The sequence below is a fragment of the Staphylococcus sp. GDY8P94P genome (assembly GCF_017892255.1).
Taxonomy (GTDB): domain Bacteria; phylum Bacillota; class Bacilli; order Staphylococcales; family Staphylococcaceae; genus Staphylococcus; species Staphylococcus cohnii.
In genome coordinates, this window is record NZ_JAESKU010000008.1 from 272,468 (window position 1) to 287,873 (window position 15,406).

Genomic DNA, 15,406 nt, shown 5'->3' on the forward strand with positions numbered 1-15,406 from the left:
ACTAAAAAGCATACTATCAAAAAATTGGTTCAACTCTGATAATACTTTTGATACCCGTCAGCTCATCATGCTATTTTTAAACCAATTACATCCATCTATTGCTAAAAAGATAATTTTTAATAATGTCACGCACTCTAATTTAAAACATTACTATAAAGCAATGTCCGTATCACCACATATTTTACTTATGCATTTATTAACTGAATTCCAAACATTAATTGGTGGCTTTGCATTTCCATATTTTTCTGAAGATGATGACCAATTTATGTTGGTTAACCATAATTGTAGTACGATGCCAATTGTTCACGTTTTCAGTTTATTAAAACCTTTTTTTAATTTGCATATCGCTAAATTGCCTTACGGTTTAATTGGAAAATCTAAGCACCACTTTCACATACTATTATTTAATACTTTAAATTATTCAACACAAAAATCTGACCTGGTTGCAAATATCGTTCATAATTACATCACCGATTTTCCAGTTTACACTCGAGTACTTAATGAAAATCACGGTCTCATATCACAGTTAATCCCAAATAATCTTGACTTAAGTTATATTGATTCCAAAATTCTCGAACAAATCAACAATGCAAATATTCCTCTTTCTAAGTTAACGATGCATAGTTATCATAATTTATTGACGATTAAAGTTTCAGAATCAGAAATAAAATATATCATGTTTCCGATTCACTCTTGATGAACAAAATGATTCGAAAGCAAAGTAAAAGAGACTGTGACATAAATCCCCATTCTCAAAATAAGTGGGCAAATCCTTAACAATGGATTTGTCCTCTTTATATTTAAAATCTTCCGATTTTGACCGTGCATGCTTGCCTGGGGTATGGCTCGAGCCTGTAGTCTCTCACTCATACTATTCCCCCGGGCGTCAGCACGTTACAAAATCAGTACAATTTGCATTTTTATTCAAAAAATAAGGCCCTTTCGTATAATTTAATAAACACTACTAAACCAAATTAACGAGGTGCCTTATGTATAAAGATTATAACATGACTCAAATTATACGAATGTGATGATTGTTTAAAATGTCCACTTAAAAATTTATGTATGAAAAAATAATTCAAAAACGAATAAGAAGATAATGAAGCATTTTAATTGGGAATATTTTAAATCTCAAATTAATCAACAGCTTTCAGAACCAGAGACTAAAAAAATCTACAGTCAAAGAAAAATTGATGTAGAACCAGTTTTTGGATTCATGAAGGCTATTTTGGGTTTCACTCGAATGCCAGTTCGAGGGATAGAGAAAGGCAAAAGAGAATTAGGATTTGTCCTAATGGCATTAAATTTAAGAAAAATAAAGAAAACAACAAATTTCTACATATTTCAATAGAAATTATCGTTTTCTGTTTAGTCAGATACATTTATATCCCGAACTCGTTTACTCATTTATAATATTTAAATTTTTTATTTTTTAAACGATATTAAAAAATGATTGCAAATATCCAACAGTATCTTCATTAATCTCATATTGTTTTTTAACTTTACCTTTTTCCAAATGAAGCACTTCATCTGCACATGAAAGTAACATTTCATAATCATGAGTTATAACTAACACAGTATGCCCTTCATTTGCTAATTTATTAATGATTGTACTCATTTCACGCATATGATGACCATCTAGACCGCTAGAAGGCTCATCAAAAATCAGAATATCTCGTTTCGTTTCTACTGCGCTAGCAATAGCTAAACGCTGCTTCTCTCCTCCAGATAGCGATAAAGGATGTCTATCAAAATGTTCAGATATATTGTAGTTTTGCAAACATCGCTTTATTGTCTCATCATCTAAAGTTGGATTACTCAACCTCAGTTCTTCTTCCACACTTTCAGCAAACAATTGATTATTAACATCTTGAAATACCAAATAAGTATCTACTAGGCTTTGTTGTGTCTTTATCCTCTTTTCTCCAGTATCAATAAAGCCTTTAAATTTTTTCTCGACACCTGTTAAACAACGTGCAAATGTTGATTTACCTGAGCCATTATGACCAATAATCGCTGTCACTTTGCCCTTACTAATATTGACATCATCTATATTTAAAGCTAATTTCTGTCTTCTTTTATATTTAAAATAATAATTTTGCAAATTTAAGTATCCCAATTTATTATTACGTTTAGCTTTTACATTCAATTGTTCTAAATGAATGTTTCTTAATCCTAGAGTTGCTAATTGTTTATTTGATAAAGCATTAAATTGTTCGTTTTCATAAATTTCACTTATTTTCCCATCTTTCATTATAATAAAGCGATCTGCTACTTCAGTTAAATAATGTAAACGGTGTTCGGCAATGATAATTGTTTTACCTTCATTTTTCCAAATTTTGATCATTTGTTGTATTTTAAAAATGGTATTAAAATCTAAATTTGACGAAGGTTCGTCTAAAATAATCAATTCATGACCATATACTTGAATAGCACTACAAGCCAGCATTTGTTTTTCGCCACCTGACAAATTAAATATGTCCCTATCTAAAAGGTGTTTAAAATTAAATTGTTCAGCAGCTTCTTTGATTCGTGTCATAATCTGACTGGGTGATATACCATAATTCTCAAGTTCAAATGCAAGTTCACTTGTCGTATTCAAACAAAAAAATTGTGACCTTGGGTTTTGGAAAACAGAGCCACTTTGTTGTGTTAACTCATAAACATCTTGCTGTTGTGCATCTTTATGATTTATTAAAATTTGGCCGTCTATGTCTCCCTTATAAAAGTTAGGAATAATACCATTAAGCAACCTCGTTAAGGTAGTTTTTCCACAGCCTGAAGTCCCAGTTAAACAAATAACCTCACCATCTTCAATAGTAAGGTTAATATTATTTAATATCTTGCTTTTGCTTTCTTCGTATTTAAAAGACACATCTTTTAATTGAATCATATTCTACCCTCACATTACATAATAAATGATACAAAGTAACAGTAATAATATTAATAACAACCAATCTAACCAACGAATTTTAAGGGAAATAATTGATGTACGTCTATGCGTTAAATTCAAACCGCGTGTAATTGAAGCAATTGTTAATTCGTTACCAATTTTCACAACACTGTTTAGTAATGGGACAACACGATATTCAACATATTGTATTGGATGTATAAAGGCGATTTTCAAAGATATACCTCTCATTTTCATAGCATCCTTTATAGCAGCTGACTCTTCTCTAATTGTTGGCAAAAACCTAAACATAACGGCAATCGGGATCGTGATTTTTCTTGATAATTTCATCCGTTCTAATCCTGTTATTAACACTTCAATTTGTGTAGTTTTAAAAATATAATAGCCCATTGCAAGTGAAGGTAAAAAGCGTGTTATGATGCCCGAAGGTACAAAAATCAATAATGTGGCAACTTGGTTACCACCAATCGTTACAAATGCTTCTCCATACCACGCTATCACAGTTAAAATCAAAATGAATAACCCTATTGTATATTTCTTAATACATAATAATAGTAATGCTGGAACAAGTATTATTATTGCTCTTAAATACACTTCAACACCTGTAACGCCACCTGTTAATGCAACTAGTGATATCATCAAGATTAACGCAATTTTAATTCTTGGGTCTAAATTTAATAAATAGGTCTGTGGGATAGTTTGACTATACATTTTAAATCATACCTGTACGTTTGAAATGTTTTTTTAAAATTAATTTTGCTATATAAACGCCAATCCATGCACCAATTATTGTAGTAATAATAATAACTGGTATCATTTCAACAGAAAATAAAGTGGCGACAGTATTCTGATATTCAATACCGTATTTGTCTTGAATAAAAGATAAATATGAATTTCTCATAAAGTAAAATGGTATAAATGTACCAATAGGCCAAAAGGAAAAGAGAATATACCCTAAACAATTGTATTTCCAGCTTTTATAGTGTTTCATGGCCATTAAGCCATCTGCAATTAATATAACAGGTATACTAAATATCAACGCAATCCATGGATGCCCCATTATAGCTAAAATAAGACTTACAATCGTACCGCATATCGTCAATGCACCAAATTTTCGAACTTTTGATATCAGTAATATAATAGGTATGCCACCTACTAAACCAACCATTGCAGGAAGCAATAACATGAATATAGGTATAATACTAAAATGCCAGGAGGTGCTATAAAAATAAAATATATTGCCGTAAAGAGTCCTATATTTATTAAATCTTTAACTTCTATCTTACTATTATTCATCTAAAACTCCCTCTTTACACATAACGATAAATATTAATATTACAAGTAGACATAACTAAGCTATAACATCATTGTAGACTCAAGATACTATAATTGAAAATAATTATCAATTACATCGTATTGCATAGCTCCTATTATTTATATTATAAACGAAAAACTTCTCAAAAACTAACTTTCCATTTCACATTTAGATATTCATTTATTCTTATTTTTCACAAAAATCAATACGTCATTTCTAAAAGCAAAGATAATACATTTTGTCATCATACAATCCATTCCTCAAGATTATATGTGTCATATTACACTTTTTAAGTGTTATTCAACTTTAAATTTTCAGAATATATTTACAATTCCGAATTTTCTTAGTATATTCATACGTACCACTACTTCATTTCATTTTTAAAAATTATTGAAGTAAACGAAAAATATTTAATAACACCTTTCTCTTTAAACAACGGGATATGAAGTAAAAGGTGTGTATTTAATTTGTATAACTATTAAACCGACTTATATTAAGTAATACATGGGAGGATTGAAAATTATGGAGAAAATGGAGAGAGCTGCACAATTAATCAATGAAGATAGTAAGTATTTTGCGAAACCGGGAAGAATAAAATACTATCCATTAGCTATTTCTCATGGCTATGGCGCAACACTCGTTGATATGGATGGCAATACATATATCGATTTACTTGCGAGTGCTAGTTCACAAAATGTAGGACATGCACCTCAACCAGTGTCAGATGCTATTAAATCACAAGTAGATAAATTCATACACTATACGCCTGCTTATATGTATCATGAACCTTTAGTTAAACTTGCTAAGAAACTCTGTGAAATTGCACCAGGGGATTATGAAAAACGTGTACTTTTCGGACTTTCTGGTTCAGATGCAAACGACGGCATCGTTAAACTTGCAAGAGCGTATACAGGAAGACCTTATATCATCAGTTTCGTTAATGCTTATCACGGTTCTACATATGGGTCATTATCGATGTCTGCCATAAGTTTAAACATGAGAAAAAAGTATGGCCCAATGTTACCAGGATTCTATCATATTCCATTCCCTGATAGATACAGAGGTATGTTTGGGAGTCCAAACGCTAACACTGTCGATGAATATCTTGCGCCACTTAAAGAAATGTTTGAAAAATATGTACCTGCTGATGAAGTAGCTTGTATCGTGATTGAAACGATACAAGGTGATGGTGGATTATTGGAACCAGTCGATGGTTACTTTAAAGCTTTACAAGATTTATGTAAAGCTCACGGCATATTATTAGCAGTGGATGATATCCAACAAGGACTTGGTCGTACTGGTGAATGGAGTTCAGTTTCACATTATCATATTGAACCAGATTTGATTACATTTGGAAAATCGTTAGCAGGCGGTCTGCCTATGTCTGCAATTGTAGGTCGTGCTGAAATAATGGATACATTAGAAGCACCAGCACATTTATTTACAACTGGCGCTAATCCAGTAAGCTGTGAAGCGGCATTAGCTACAATTGGTATGATAGAGGATGAAAATTTACTTCAAGCGAGTACAGATAAAGGTGAGTATGTACGTAACCGTATGGATTCATGGATTGAACGATTTGATGCTGTTGGAGATGTTAGAGGTAAAGGGTTATCTATCGGCATAGATATCGTTTCTGATAAAGAAAATAAGACACGTGATGCGGAAGCCGCATTAAAAATTTGCAATCGCTGTTTTGATAATGGTGTTGTTATTATTGCAGTAGCTGGAAACGTACTCCGTTTCCAACCTCCGTTAGTCATAACGTATAACCAACTTGATACAGCATTAAATGTCTTAGAATCTGCGATTGAAGATTTAGCATCTGGAAAATTAGACAATTACGACATTGCTGGTCAAGGTTGGTAAAATTGGAGGGATCAATGATGCAACAACAAATAAAACTCACAAATGTTATAAAACTTAGCGGTGCTTACATCGCTTATCTCATAGGTTCTGGTTTTGCAACTGGACAAGAAGTTATGCAATTTTTTGCATCCTTTGGCATATATGGTATATTCGGAGCTTTAGTTAGCGCATTATTATTCTGTCTACTTGGCTCCACCTTAATGATGAAAGGATTTGATCTTCAATTAAAACAGCCAGGCAGAATATTTAAGTATTATTGCGGCAACATCTTGGGTACGCTGATTGAATATTTTACAATTATTTTTATTTTTAGCATTGTTGTCATCATGATTGCTGGTACAGGAGCTGTAGTAGCAGAACAATTCCATCTCCCAAATCTAGTCGGTGTACTAGGTATGGGCATTGTCGCAATGATTACAGTTATTTTAGGATTACAAAAGTTAGTCGATATTATTGGTACCGTTGGACCGATTATTGTCATCTTAACAATTGGTATTTGCTTAATTGTTTTCTTCTCAAATATCGGTAGTTTATCTAATATGCTCTATTTACCAGAAAGCGCTAAAAATTTACAACCAACAACACATTGGTGGCAATCTGGCGGATTATTTTTCTGTTACAACATCTTAGCAGGCAGTATCTTCTTTTCACAACTTGGTCAACAATCAAATAGTAGAAAAGAAGCTGGTATTACTGGAATTGTTGGAGGCTCTGTGTTGATGTTAACAGTAATTGTAATGATTATTGCGCTATTAGTGCATTCTGATCATGTATTTGAATTAGAGGTTCCTGTACTTTATTTAGGTAATACGATTGCGCCGTTTATAGCATTTATATTTTCAGTATGTATTTTATTAGGGATTTATTCTACAACTGCACCAATGTATTGGTTAGTTAAAAATGAATTTATGAAGATTTTCCCATCAAAACTTAGCGTTCCTGTAACAGTTGTGTTAGGTATTATTTTTATAATTTGTGGTACATTACCTTTTGGAGAATTAGTATCCATTATATATCCATTTGTAGGTTATATAGGAGCAATTGTTGTAGTTATCATTTTTGTGCGTACGTTATATAATAATTTCGTCAATAAACGTAGTACATAAATGACAGCCGTTAAAATTCAATAAAAAAAGTCCAAGACATTAATTTGTGCCTTGGACTTTTTTATTGAGTTTATTGAAAACAGACTATCTATTCCCCACATCATGACCGATTTCTACTGTTTTATCATTTTTATTATAAAGCGCAGCTTGTACACTTCCAAAGTTAGGATCATTACGTTTTTCTTCAATTTCAAAACCTAAACTTTTGAAAATGTCTATATCTTGCTGGTCAGTAGCATTTTCATAAAAGATTTTGCCTCCATCGTTATAAAAACGCGGTTTATTGATAGATTCTTGTAGCGTACCATCGTTACGTAAGTAATCAATAATCACCTCATTTAATGTAGTCGGAATTTTGTTACCACCTGGCGTTCCTATACCCATATAATAATCAGGACCAACTACGATGCTCGGTGAAGCAAATGAACGTGGTTGCTTGTGTTTCGCACCATAATTTGGACTAGATGGATTAGAAGAGAAGTTGCTCAATGAATTATTCATATAGAACCCTTCTTTCATATACTTTCCTGAACCAAAGAAGCTTGCTAATGTATTCGTTGTACTTGTCAATTGTCCATTTTTATCAACTACTACAAAGTGTGTTGTACTTGTATTATCGATGTTATTGGTATTAAAATTACTTTCAAAATTAATTTCATTTAATCTACCTAACAAGTAATCTTGTGAAAGATATTCATCATAATCTTCATCTTGTCCATTTACAATATCCCTATTTCGATACATTAAATCTCTAGATTTTAATATACCAGTAATATAATCTAGACGATTACCTTGAGCTGCTTGATTATTTGTAGCTTCGTCAATTTCTAAACCTTGAAGCATCAATGATCCTCCTAAAGGATTTGAAGCCGCATAAACTTTATTATTTAAGTAATCTGTACTCACTGGCTCTTTTTTCTCCGTTTTATAACTTTGAAAATCTTTTTCTGTTAGTTTGTCATCCGTTTGCTTAGTGACACTTTTACCAACTTTATCATAGAAATAATTAGGACCATTGTCTCTAATACCTTTTAATGTTTTAGCTAAAGCTGGTTGTTTAATGACATCACCTTCTCTTTTTGTTTGCTCTCCTTCAAAGAAAGGTGAATCTCTATCTACGTCCGAACCATATAGTTTCAAACTTCTTTCTAGTTCTGAATCAACTTCAAAACCTTCTTCAGCTAAAGGAATAACATAGTTCATGATTTTCTTTCTATCCATTTTCCCCGCTTCTTTATGTGCATCTTCAAGACCTCGAACGAAACCTGGCACACCGATTTTATCTTTTTGTTTGTAATTAAAGGAAGAAATATCTTTATATTGCCATTGTTTCGGCGCAACATTTTCTTGACCATCGTAAGCCAGCATTGCACCTCCACCACCTAGACCTGATGAGTGTGGTTCAGTGACAGCAAGCGCATATGAGACACCGATTGAAGCATCAACTGCATTACCGCCATCTTGCAAAATTTTCTCTCCAACACGTGTAGCAATCGGATTATTGGAAGCTACACCGTAATTTTTATCCGATATGTCTTGTTGATGATCTGCAATTTTATTCTCATATAAATCATCTTTATTATAATTATCCTTTTTCGTAATCATATAAAATGTGAAGGATATGATAATAGTAAGGAGTAATATTACGATGAGCGTTTTTTTATTGTAAATACTCATAGCTAAGCTCCTTTAGACAAATATTGATGGTGTGAAGATTTAAGTTCATTTTGTTCATAATAGTCTAAACCTTCATTCGCTCTAGCGAATACAATTAGTAAGAATATTATCAATACAACTGAAATGATTGTAATACTTACCCAATGGTCTTTAATGTTCATAAATATAACCTCCATTCTCTTTTTTAAGATTAATGTTGTCACCTTTTATATTGTTTAATAATTTAGTTTCTTCAATTTTGTTGGGTGTAGATTTAGTCAATTTACCACCCACTGTTTTTATTGGGGTGATCATAAACCTAGAATTTTTACCATTCCAATTTTGTTGGACAGCTAAGCCTTGTTTATTCTTTGATAAGAAACCTTCTGAGGTGACATTACCTAAACTATAAAAAATGCTAGCGTCTTTATAATTTTCAATTTCCTGAACAACTGTATTATGTCCGACGATGACATCAGCACCCGCATCTACTAAAGAGTGTGCATATTTTTTTTGTCTTGTTGTTACTGACCTTTCATCAGTTATCCCCCAGTCCACATTAACTACTACATAATCATTTTTTTCTTTCAATTTTTTTATTAATGGAACATAGATATTGGGTTCCAAGCTGATGGACGTAGTATTTTTCAATGGATCTGTGTAATCAGACTCAACGTCTGTAAAGGAAACCTTTGCTACTTTCTTACCTTTCACCGTTTGTTGTACTGTTTTACTGTTAATAGGATTAGAACCATTACCAGTTAAAAAATTATAACCATTTTGTGCTTCAACAGCTCTACTAAAATCTCTTGCTGTAATATTATCAGTGACTTGATTTATGATATTTAAACTTTTAATATTTAAACCTTTTAAAAACATTACATTTTCTAAATTTTTAGTAATATTTGTTTTTCTATCATCCGAAAATTTGGTTAGTTTCAAACTTGCTGTTGAATAATCACTGTTTTTTAACATGTCTTCAACGGCGCTAAAGGTATCATTAATATTGTTTTTTCTCGTATGACTATTTAATTCCACATTACCTAGATATGTTAGTTTAATTTCATCTTTTCCTTTATTCATAGCTTTAACAGGCTCAAAATCCTGATGCTTCAACACAAATACTAACAAAATCAACGCTATAATTAATATCAAGCCGGTATATATGGAATTCCTTCTTTTATGGCGTTTTGTCCATTTCAAAACACGCTCATCGATAGAGAATCGTTTAGATTGCTTCATATATCTGCTCCTTACTAATTAATAAAGCTATAAAAGAATAAAACAATGTATGTAATACATGTTAGTAACATACATGTAGATAAAGTAATTACAACACCTTGTTTTTGTATAGTATTTGCAATGATACCTGGTATTACGACACCAATACCGGACATTTCTACCATCTCAAACGGGGTTAAGGGGTAAATTAAGTCAAATATAAATTTTAATACCATTCCAGTTAATATCATTGCAGCAAATTTCCTACGCCCGTAGAGAATGACAAAGCGACTAATACCATGGTTCACAATAAAATATGTAATGCAACTAATGATTAGTACAGATAGTAGCATGATTGGTTGATCAAATATGAGAGCTAGATATCCTGGTACAACTAATCCAGCAGGACTAATACCGAATTTCTCGGCAAAAATGAGGCTTAAAACAATCCCCACGAATAATGAAAAATATAACTCTGAACCTATCATATTAATGTATCCCTTCTATATATTGTGCGATTTCTTTTCCTGGTCCATGAATATTACCAACACAGAAAATCAAAGCATTGTGTGATTCTGCATAAAGCGCACGTTCAACTTCATTTATATTTTTACCTTCAAAATTCAAATATTTTTTATCAGGTAATTCTCTCATTACTTCCGTAACCATTTGAGTACTTTTTCCGGTACAAATTAATGTATCGAACGGTACATCTTTTATGAAATTCTCTGCAAATTGTCGAGTTCTATCTACCCTGTCTGAACGACAATTTAAGATAATCACGATTCTTTGATATGGGTAATTATATGACTCTACTTTATTTAAAATGGCTTTAGTAGACTGTGGCTCATTTGCTGCAAAAGCATTCACATACACATTAGTTGTATTATTTGCATTAAAGTATTTAACTTCTACAGCACCTACATCAGGTGGTGCATTTAACATGCCCCTTAAGGCAGTATCTCTGTCGATACCTAATGCTTCAGCTACACCCATTGCAATTGCTACATTATCCGGAAAGACAATATATCCAAATTCTCGTAAATATGATTCTGGTACTTCTTCCTTATCAACAACAATTAATTTTGTTTTACGCCGTTTAGCTACTTTAGCAAAAAATTTAGTATAATCATCTTTCATTACGACGAGATGACCTTTGTATGGAATAGTTGCTGTAAATGCTTGAGCAACCTCATCTAACGTTGGCCCTAACACATCCATATGATCTTCCATTACATTAACAATGACGCCAATATTCGCTTTCACTAAATCTTTTTGGAATGTAATTTGATAGTCTGGATTAACTGCCATACACTCATTAACTAATGCATTAGCTCTTTGCTTCACAACTTTTCTGACGATATCACGTTGTTCACCTATATTTGCACCTTGAGGTTTTCTATATACAGGATATTCTCTTGGTGTAAACCAATACATCATGCGTGCATCTGTACCAGTTGTTTTACCAATCACGCGGTATTTATCTTCCCGCAAAATACTGTAAATCAAGCGTGTAATCGTTGATTTACCTCTAATACCATTTATATTAATACGTATAGGAATCTTTTCTAATCTGTCAGAATGTCTTCGTTTTTCGACAATTCCTAGCCATAGAATTACGCCTATACAAATTATGATTAGTAGCAAACTCTGTCCCTCTTTTCATCTGCGTATTTATTAAATGCGTGCAAAGATCATTAATCTAGTGAAAATATCTAGCACAAAAAATGGCCTTTGTGTATAAACAAATCTTTATACCTTTCAATACTGACATGCTACCACGTAGTTGTTGATTTTATATAAAGTCTATAAATTAACTGTTAATTGAATGTAAAATTATATTAAAGGTTAAATGAAATACTTTCATATCAACGTTAATCCTTTTTCTTCAATAAAAAAATTTAAGTAAAAAATATTATAAAAATTTTTTCATCAATTAATAATAAAGGCTGAAAATATGAAATATAATATTTACTTGAAATTTACACATTATTAAAATTCGAATGTTATCTTAAGGGTGAAAGGAATTAAAGATACTTTAGGAGGATGGACATGAGCAAACCTGTAAAGCTAACTGTTTCACTTTATCTCATTATTGTTGCACTCATAACTTGTGGTTATTTAATCATGATTTTAGTAGGTAGCTTCCAAGGTAATGATATGCGTGGTGCAGTACTTGATACAGATAATACAAGACATATTGAAAATGTAGATGAGACCAACAATACTTCAAAACCTTCTGAACCATCTACACAAGAAAACCGCTCTATCCCTAAACATTTGCAATCAAAACACGTGGCTCAACCAACAATCAATCAATATAACACTATAAAAACATGGTCTTTAGATAATGACGCATCTAAAAACCATGTTTAATTTTTTGTCACCTATTTTTGACAATTTGTTCAAAATCTAGTTATTATGTATTTTTTACAAAGGGGTATAATTTCAAAGCGTCTGAATTTTCAGATATAATAAAGATATTAGTTTTCTTATTATATCTGAAATGAGGTTTTTATTATGAGTAAATTTACTGATCAAGAAAAAATTCAAATATTAGAAGACTTGATTAGCATTAAATCAGTTAATGACAATGAAATCGAAGTTTGTGAATATCTGCAAAAGTTATTAGCAGAACATGACATAAAATCCGACATCATTAAAATTAACGACAGTCGCGCAAATTTAGTTGCTGAAATCGGTAAAGATGGTCCAGTATTAGGTATCTCCGGTCATATGGATGTTGTCTCTGCGGGCGATGAAAGTAAATGGACGTATGATCCATTCAAACTTACTGAAGTTGATGGTAAACTTTACGGACGTGGCTCAGCTGATATGAAATCAGGTTTAGCAGCATTAGTAATCAGTATGATAGATATTCATGATCAAAACTTATTACAACACGGAAAAATTCGTTTACTAGCAACTGCTGGTGAAGAAATTGTAGGTGAAGGCGCAAAAGCTTTTCAAGATAAAGGATATATGAATGATGTTGATGCACTAGTGATTGCTGAACCTTCTCAAGATCGAATTATTTATGCACATAAAGGATCAATGGATATTCGCGTCACTTCTCGTGGCAAGGCTTCACACAGTTCTATGCCTCAACTTGGTTTCAATGCAATTTCACCATTAGTAAAATTTGTTTATAAAGCTGATGAAGGCTTTGAAAAATTCACTAAAAGTAATGATTTATTAGGCAATGCAATTATGAATGCCACAATTTTCAACGGTGGTAATCAGGTGAATTCCATTCCTGAACATGCTGAGTCTGAATTTAATATTCGTACGATTCCTGAGCATGATAACGAACAGTTCATCTCATATTTCAACGAAATCTTAAAACAAGTCGAAACTGAACAAACGGATATCGATATTGACACATACATGTCTAGACCACCTGTTTATACTACAGGACAAAACCAATTAGCTGAACTTGCTGTTGAAATGGGAGAAAAATATTTAAATACTACATTACCAACTGAAGCTTCACCTGGTGTTACCGACGCGTCTGATTTACTAGTAGACAAAGATGAAAACTTTTCATTTATCATGTATGGCCCTGGGGCTGTAAGCCAAGCACACCAAGTAGATGAACACGTGGAAAAAGATAAATATCTGACATTTGTTGATTTATTTACAGATTTCTTCTCTACTTACTTAAATAATTCAAACGAAGTATGATTGTAAATCGATTATAAATACCATTTTGATAAAATAGTATAAAATCAAATGAACATGGGACATAAAGTTCTTGGACAAGTAAAAAAAGACAATTTCTATTGAAATAATATAGAAATTGTCTTTTTCATTATTATTTTGATTATAGTTAGCTCGTTGATCTACTACTTTCTTATATCAAGTGCCATTAATACAACGCCAAGTTCGCTTTTGATCCGTTTGTTTTCCTAACCTATACTACATTTTTCGTGTTCAATAATGTGACGTATTTTGGGGAGACTCTTGAGGGAACAGGGCAGTCTGAAACTGTCCCCAAAGAAAGCGAGCCAACAATACGAAATATTGCATAAAAAAGAAGCACTCAGATGAATTGAATTAAATCATCTGAGTGCTATTTTTTTGAAATTTATGTTCCAGACTCTCTATCGCGTTAAAACATGATTATATCAGTCTATAATTTTTTTCAACTTATTGATAAATTGTGCTCTTTCAGGAATTGGGAAGATAGGATGAATATGAAATAGCTGGTATCCTGGGATAAAGTTATGATGAATACCTTGAGCATTTAACACTTGCGATAATTTAACCGCGTCAGGATAAAGCGTTTCTTTTGTACCAATTGAAATGGTTATTTTTCCTAATCCATTGAATGATCCGTAAATTGGCGAAACTCTCCAATCCGTTAATGACAGTTCACCAGCCCATAGACTAATTAAATATTTACTGCCCTCAACACCTAACATGGGATCAATTTTTTCATAATTGTAAACTTCAGGATGACTAAATGTACCGTCCAGTACTGGTGAAATCATCACAATATCACTTGGCTGTGACATATTCACTGTTTTTAAATACTGTGCAAAAGATAATGCAATTTGGCCTCCAGCCGAATCGCCCATGATAACAACACGCTCTGAACTCACCTTTTGTTCTAATTCACGTCTATAAATCTCTTCTAGTAATTCAAAAGTTTCCTTATATGTTGCATGTGGAATTTTAGGATATATTGGCATTATTACTTTTGCATCAAAGGCTGTTGCCAACATATCTATATATTCAAAATGATATGGCAGTGGATCTTGGAACCACGCTCCACCGTGAATGTATATCACTACTTTTTGTTGACGATCTTCTTTATCATTCACAATATAATTGGTTACATTGTGAATTTTTTTAGTATAAACAGCATTGTCAAAGTTATAATTCGTACCTTCGTACTCGCCTTGTGTTTGTTCTTTAACAAATTCAAGCGCTTTTTGCGCGTTTGCTTTCTTTTCAAATGGTTGTTTCATCTTTGTTGCTCTAATCATTATTTCATACAAAAAGCTTTTATAACTACGTTTTTCTAAAAGCTTGGCGTATAAATATGAAGCTATCACACTAACACTTGCAATGGTTAATATTCTTTTTAGCATTTCATATTACCTCCAATGAACAATTACTTCGTGACTTGGTTAGTATCAACAATAAACTAAACTATATATTGTGCTCCATCCATAAGTTTAATAAACACTTAAACATTAACACCTCACACAAGCCTACCATGCTCAAATATGTTGTGTGACAAGTGCGCTTCACACATCAAAATATAGCAAATAATCCTTTTAAGAAAATGCTATAAAACGCCTTTTTGATACAATTCTCCAA

General features: G+C 32.2%; 14 protein-coding genes and 2 pseudogenes. 6 read left to right on the forward strand and 10 right to left on the reverse strand.

Going from position 1 to position 15,406, the window contains the following annotated elements:
* The first annotated feature begins 67 nt into the window (after positions 1-67).
* Together KA926_RS05725 and KA926_RS05730 are read left to right on the forward strand one after the other, a co-directional pair.
* A complete protein-coding gene (locus KA926_RS05725) occupies positions 68-697 on the forward strand; it encodes a hypothetical protein (protein WP_181187348.1) in 630 nt (209 codons plus the stop codon).
* 317 nt (positions 698-1,014) lie between these two features.
* Positions 1,015-1,413: pseudogene (locus KA926_RS05730) on the forward strand (transposase); the annotation flags it as partial.
* 19 nt (positions 1,414-1,432) lie between these two features.
* Here the strand turns inward: KA926_RS05730 and KA926_RS05735 are convergent.
* From KA926_RS05735 to KA926_RS05745, 3 genes are read right to left on the reverse strand one after another with little or no spacing between them, the layout of a single operon-like run.
* Positions 1,433-2,893 (reverse strand): ABC transporter ATP-binding protein, encoded by a 1,461-nt coding sequence (locus tag KA926_RS05735; RefSeq protein ID WP_107384011.1) that lies wholly within the window; start codon positions 2,891-2,893, stop codon positions 1,433-1,435.
* Between the two features lie 9 nt (positions 2,894-2,902).
* On the reverse strand, positions 2,903-3,622 hold the full coding sequence (locus tag KA926_RS05740; RefSeq protein WP_107384010.1) for an energy-coupling factor transporter transmembrane component T: 720 nt from the start codon (positions 3,620-3,622) through the stop codon (positions 2,903-2,905).
* A gap of 1 nt (position 3,623) precedes the next feature.
* Entirely contained in the window at positions 3,624-4,079 is a 456-nt protein-coding gene (locus KA926_RS05745; RefSeq protein ID WP_245335832.1) for an MptD family putative ECF transporter S component, read from the reverse strand.
* Between the two features lie 678 nt (positions 4,080-4,757).
* Here KA926_RS05745 and KA926_RS05750 point away from each other — a divergent pair.
* On the forward strand, positions 4,758-6,095 hold the full coding sequence (locus KA926_RS05750; protein WP_107384013.1) for an aspartate aminotransferase family protein: 1,338 nt from the start codon (positions 4,758-4,760) through the stop codon (positions 6,093-6,095).
* A 17-nt stretch (positions 6,096-6,112) separates the two neighbouring features.
* Complete coding sequence (locus KA926_RS05755; protein ID WP_107384008.1) at positions 6,113-7,201, forward strand: YkvI family membrane protein; 1,089 nt, start codon at positions 6,113-6,115, stop codon at positions 7,199-7,201.
* A gap of 84 nt (positions 7,202-7,285) precedes the next feature.
* Here KA926_RS05755 and KA926_RS05760 read toward each other — a convergent pair whose 3' ends face one another.
* The 5 genes from KA926_RS05760 to pgsB are packed head-to-tail and all read right to left on the reverse strand — an operon-like array spanning position 7,286 to position 11,725.
* Positions 7,286-8,878, reverse strand: a complete 1,593-nt coding sequence (locus KA926_RS05760) for a gamma-glutamyltransferase (RefSeq protein WP_210143736.1) — start codon at positions 8,876-8,878, stop codon at positions 7,286-7,288.
* A 2-nt stretch (positions 8,879-8,880) separates the two neighbouring features.
* Positions 8,881-9,039: a hypothetical protein gene (locus KA926_RS05765; RefSeq protein WP_210143737.1), complete on the reverse strand. Its 159-nt coding sequence runs from the start codon at positions 9,037-9,039 to the stop codon at positions 8,881-8,883.
* Complete coding sequence (locus tag KA926_RS05770) at positions 9,029-10,099, reverse strand: CapA family protein (RefSeq protein ID WP_210143738.1); 1,071 nt, start codon at positions 10,097-10,099, stop codon at positions 9,029-9,031. Before KA926_RS05770 ends, KA926_RS05765 begins: the two co-directional genes overlap by 11 nt.
* A gap of 14 nt (positions 10,100-10,113) precedes the next feature.
* Positions 10,114-10,566 carry a poly-gamma-glutamate biosynthesis protein PgsC gene (gene pgsC / locus KA926_RS05775; protein ID WP_046206761.1) on the reverse strand — a complete coding sequence of 151 codons (453 nt, stop codon included), beginning with the start codon at positions 10,564-10,566 and terminating at the stop codon, positions 10,114-10,116.
* A 1-nt stretch (position 10,567) separates the two neighbouring features.
* The gene (pgsB, locus tag KA926_RS05780; RefSeq protein ID WP_019470028.1) at positions 10,568-11,725 is read right to left on the reverse strand and encodes a poly-gamma-glutamate synthase PgsB; all 1,158 of its coding nucleotides are present in this window, start codon (positions 11,723-11,725) and stop codon (positions 10,568-10,570) included.
* Positions 11,726-12,130: 405 nt separating this feature from the next.
* On the opposite strand from pgsB, the gene KA926_RS05785 reads away from it, so the two are divergent.
* Positions 12,131-12,454 carry a hypothetical protein gene (locus tag KA926_RS05785; RefSeq protein ID WP_107384004.1) on the forward strand — a complete coding sequence of 108 codons (324 nt, stop codon included), beginning with the start codon at positions 12,131-12,133 and terminating at the stop codon, positions 12,452-12,454.
* Between the two features lie 144 nt (positions 12,455-12,598).
* Positions 12,599-13,762: an ArgE/DapE family deacylase gene (locus KA926_RS05790; protein ID WP_107384003.1), complete on the forward strand. Its 1,164-nt coding sequence runs from the start codon at positions 12,599-12,601 to the stop codon at positions 13,760-13,762.
* Here the strand turns inward: KA926_RS05790 and KA926_RS13905 are convergent.
* Positions 13,748-13,977, reverse strand: a pseudogene (locus KA926_RS13905) (hypothetical protein); the annotation flags it as partial. The gene KA926_RS05790 and the pseudogene KA926_RS13905 sit on opposite strands and share 15 nt — an antisense overlap.
* A gap of 228 nt (positions 13,978-14,205) precedes the next feature.
* Positions 14,206-15,174, reverse strand: coding sequence for an alpha/beta hydrolase fold domain-containing protein (locus KA926_RS05795; RefSeq protein ID WP_107384002.1), 969 nt, complete (start codon positions 15,172-15,174; stop codon positions 14,206-14,208).
* Positions 15,175-15,406 lie beyond the last annotated feature (232 nt).

What these genes read in the sequence shown, in the direction of transcription:
- KA926_RS05725 (WP_181187348.1), top strand. Translation starts at nt 68, where the DNA reads ATGCTATTTTTAAACCAATTACATCCATCTATTGCTAAAAAGATAATT.
- KA926_RS05735 (WP_107384011.1), bottom strand. Translation starts at nt 2,893, where the DNA reads ATGATTCAATTAAAAGATGTGTCTTTTAAATACGAAGAAAGCAAAAGC.
- KA926_RS05740 (WP_107384010.1), bottom strand. Translation starts at nt 3,622, where the DNA reads ATGTATAGTCAAACTATCCCACAGACCTATTTATTAAATTTAGACCCA.
- KA926_RS05745 (WP_245335832.1), bottom strand. Translation starts at nt 4,079, where the DNA reads ATGGTTGGTTTAGTAGGTGGCATACCTATTATATTACTGATATCAAAA.
- KA926_RS05750 (WP_107384013.1), top strand. Translation starts at nt 4,758, where the DNA reads ATGGAGAGAGCTGCACAATTAATCAATGAAGATAGTAAGTATTTTGCG.
- KA926_RS05755 (WP_107384008.1), top strand. Translation starts at nt 6,113, where the DNA reads ATGCAACAACAAATAAAACTCACAAATGTTATAAAACTTAGCGGTGCT.
- KA926_RS05760 (WP_210143736.1), bottom strand. Translation starts at nt 8,878, where the DNA reads ATGAGTATTTACAATAAAAAAACGCTCATCGTAATATTACTCCTTACT.
- KA926_RS05765 (WP_210143737.1), bottom strand. Translation starts at nt 9,039, where the DNA reads ATGAACATTAAAGACCATTGGGTAAGTATTACAATCATTTCAGTTGTA.
- KA926_RS05770 (WP_210143738.1), bottom strand. Translation starts at nt 10,099, where the DNA reads ATGAAGCAATCTAAACGATTCTCTATCGATGAGCGTGTTTTGAAATGG.
- pgsC (WP_046206761.1), bottom strand. Translation starts at nt 10,566, where the DNA reads ATGATAGGTTCAGAGTTATATTTTTCATTATTCGTGGGGATTGTTTTA.
- KA926_RS05785 (WP_107384004.1), top strand. Translation starts at nt 12,131, where the DNA reads ATGAGCAAACCTGTAAAGCTAACTGTTTCACTTTATCTCATTATTGTT.
- KA926_RS05790 (WP_107384003.1), top strand. Translation starts at nt 12,599, where the DNA reads ATGAGTAAATTTACTGATCAAGAAAAAATTCAAATATTAGAAGACTTG.
- KA926_RS05795 (WP_107384002.1), bottom strand. Translation starts at nt 15,174, where the DNA reads ATGCTAAAAAGAATATTAACCATTGCAAGTGTTAGTGTGATAGCTTCA.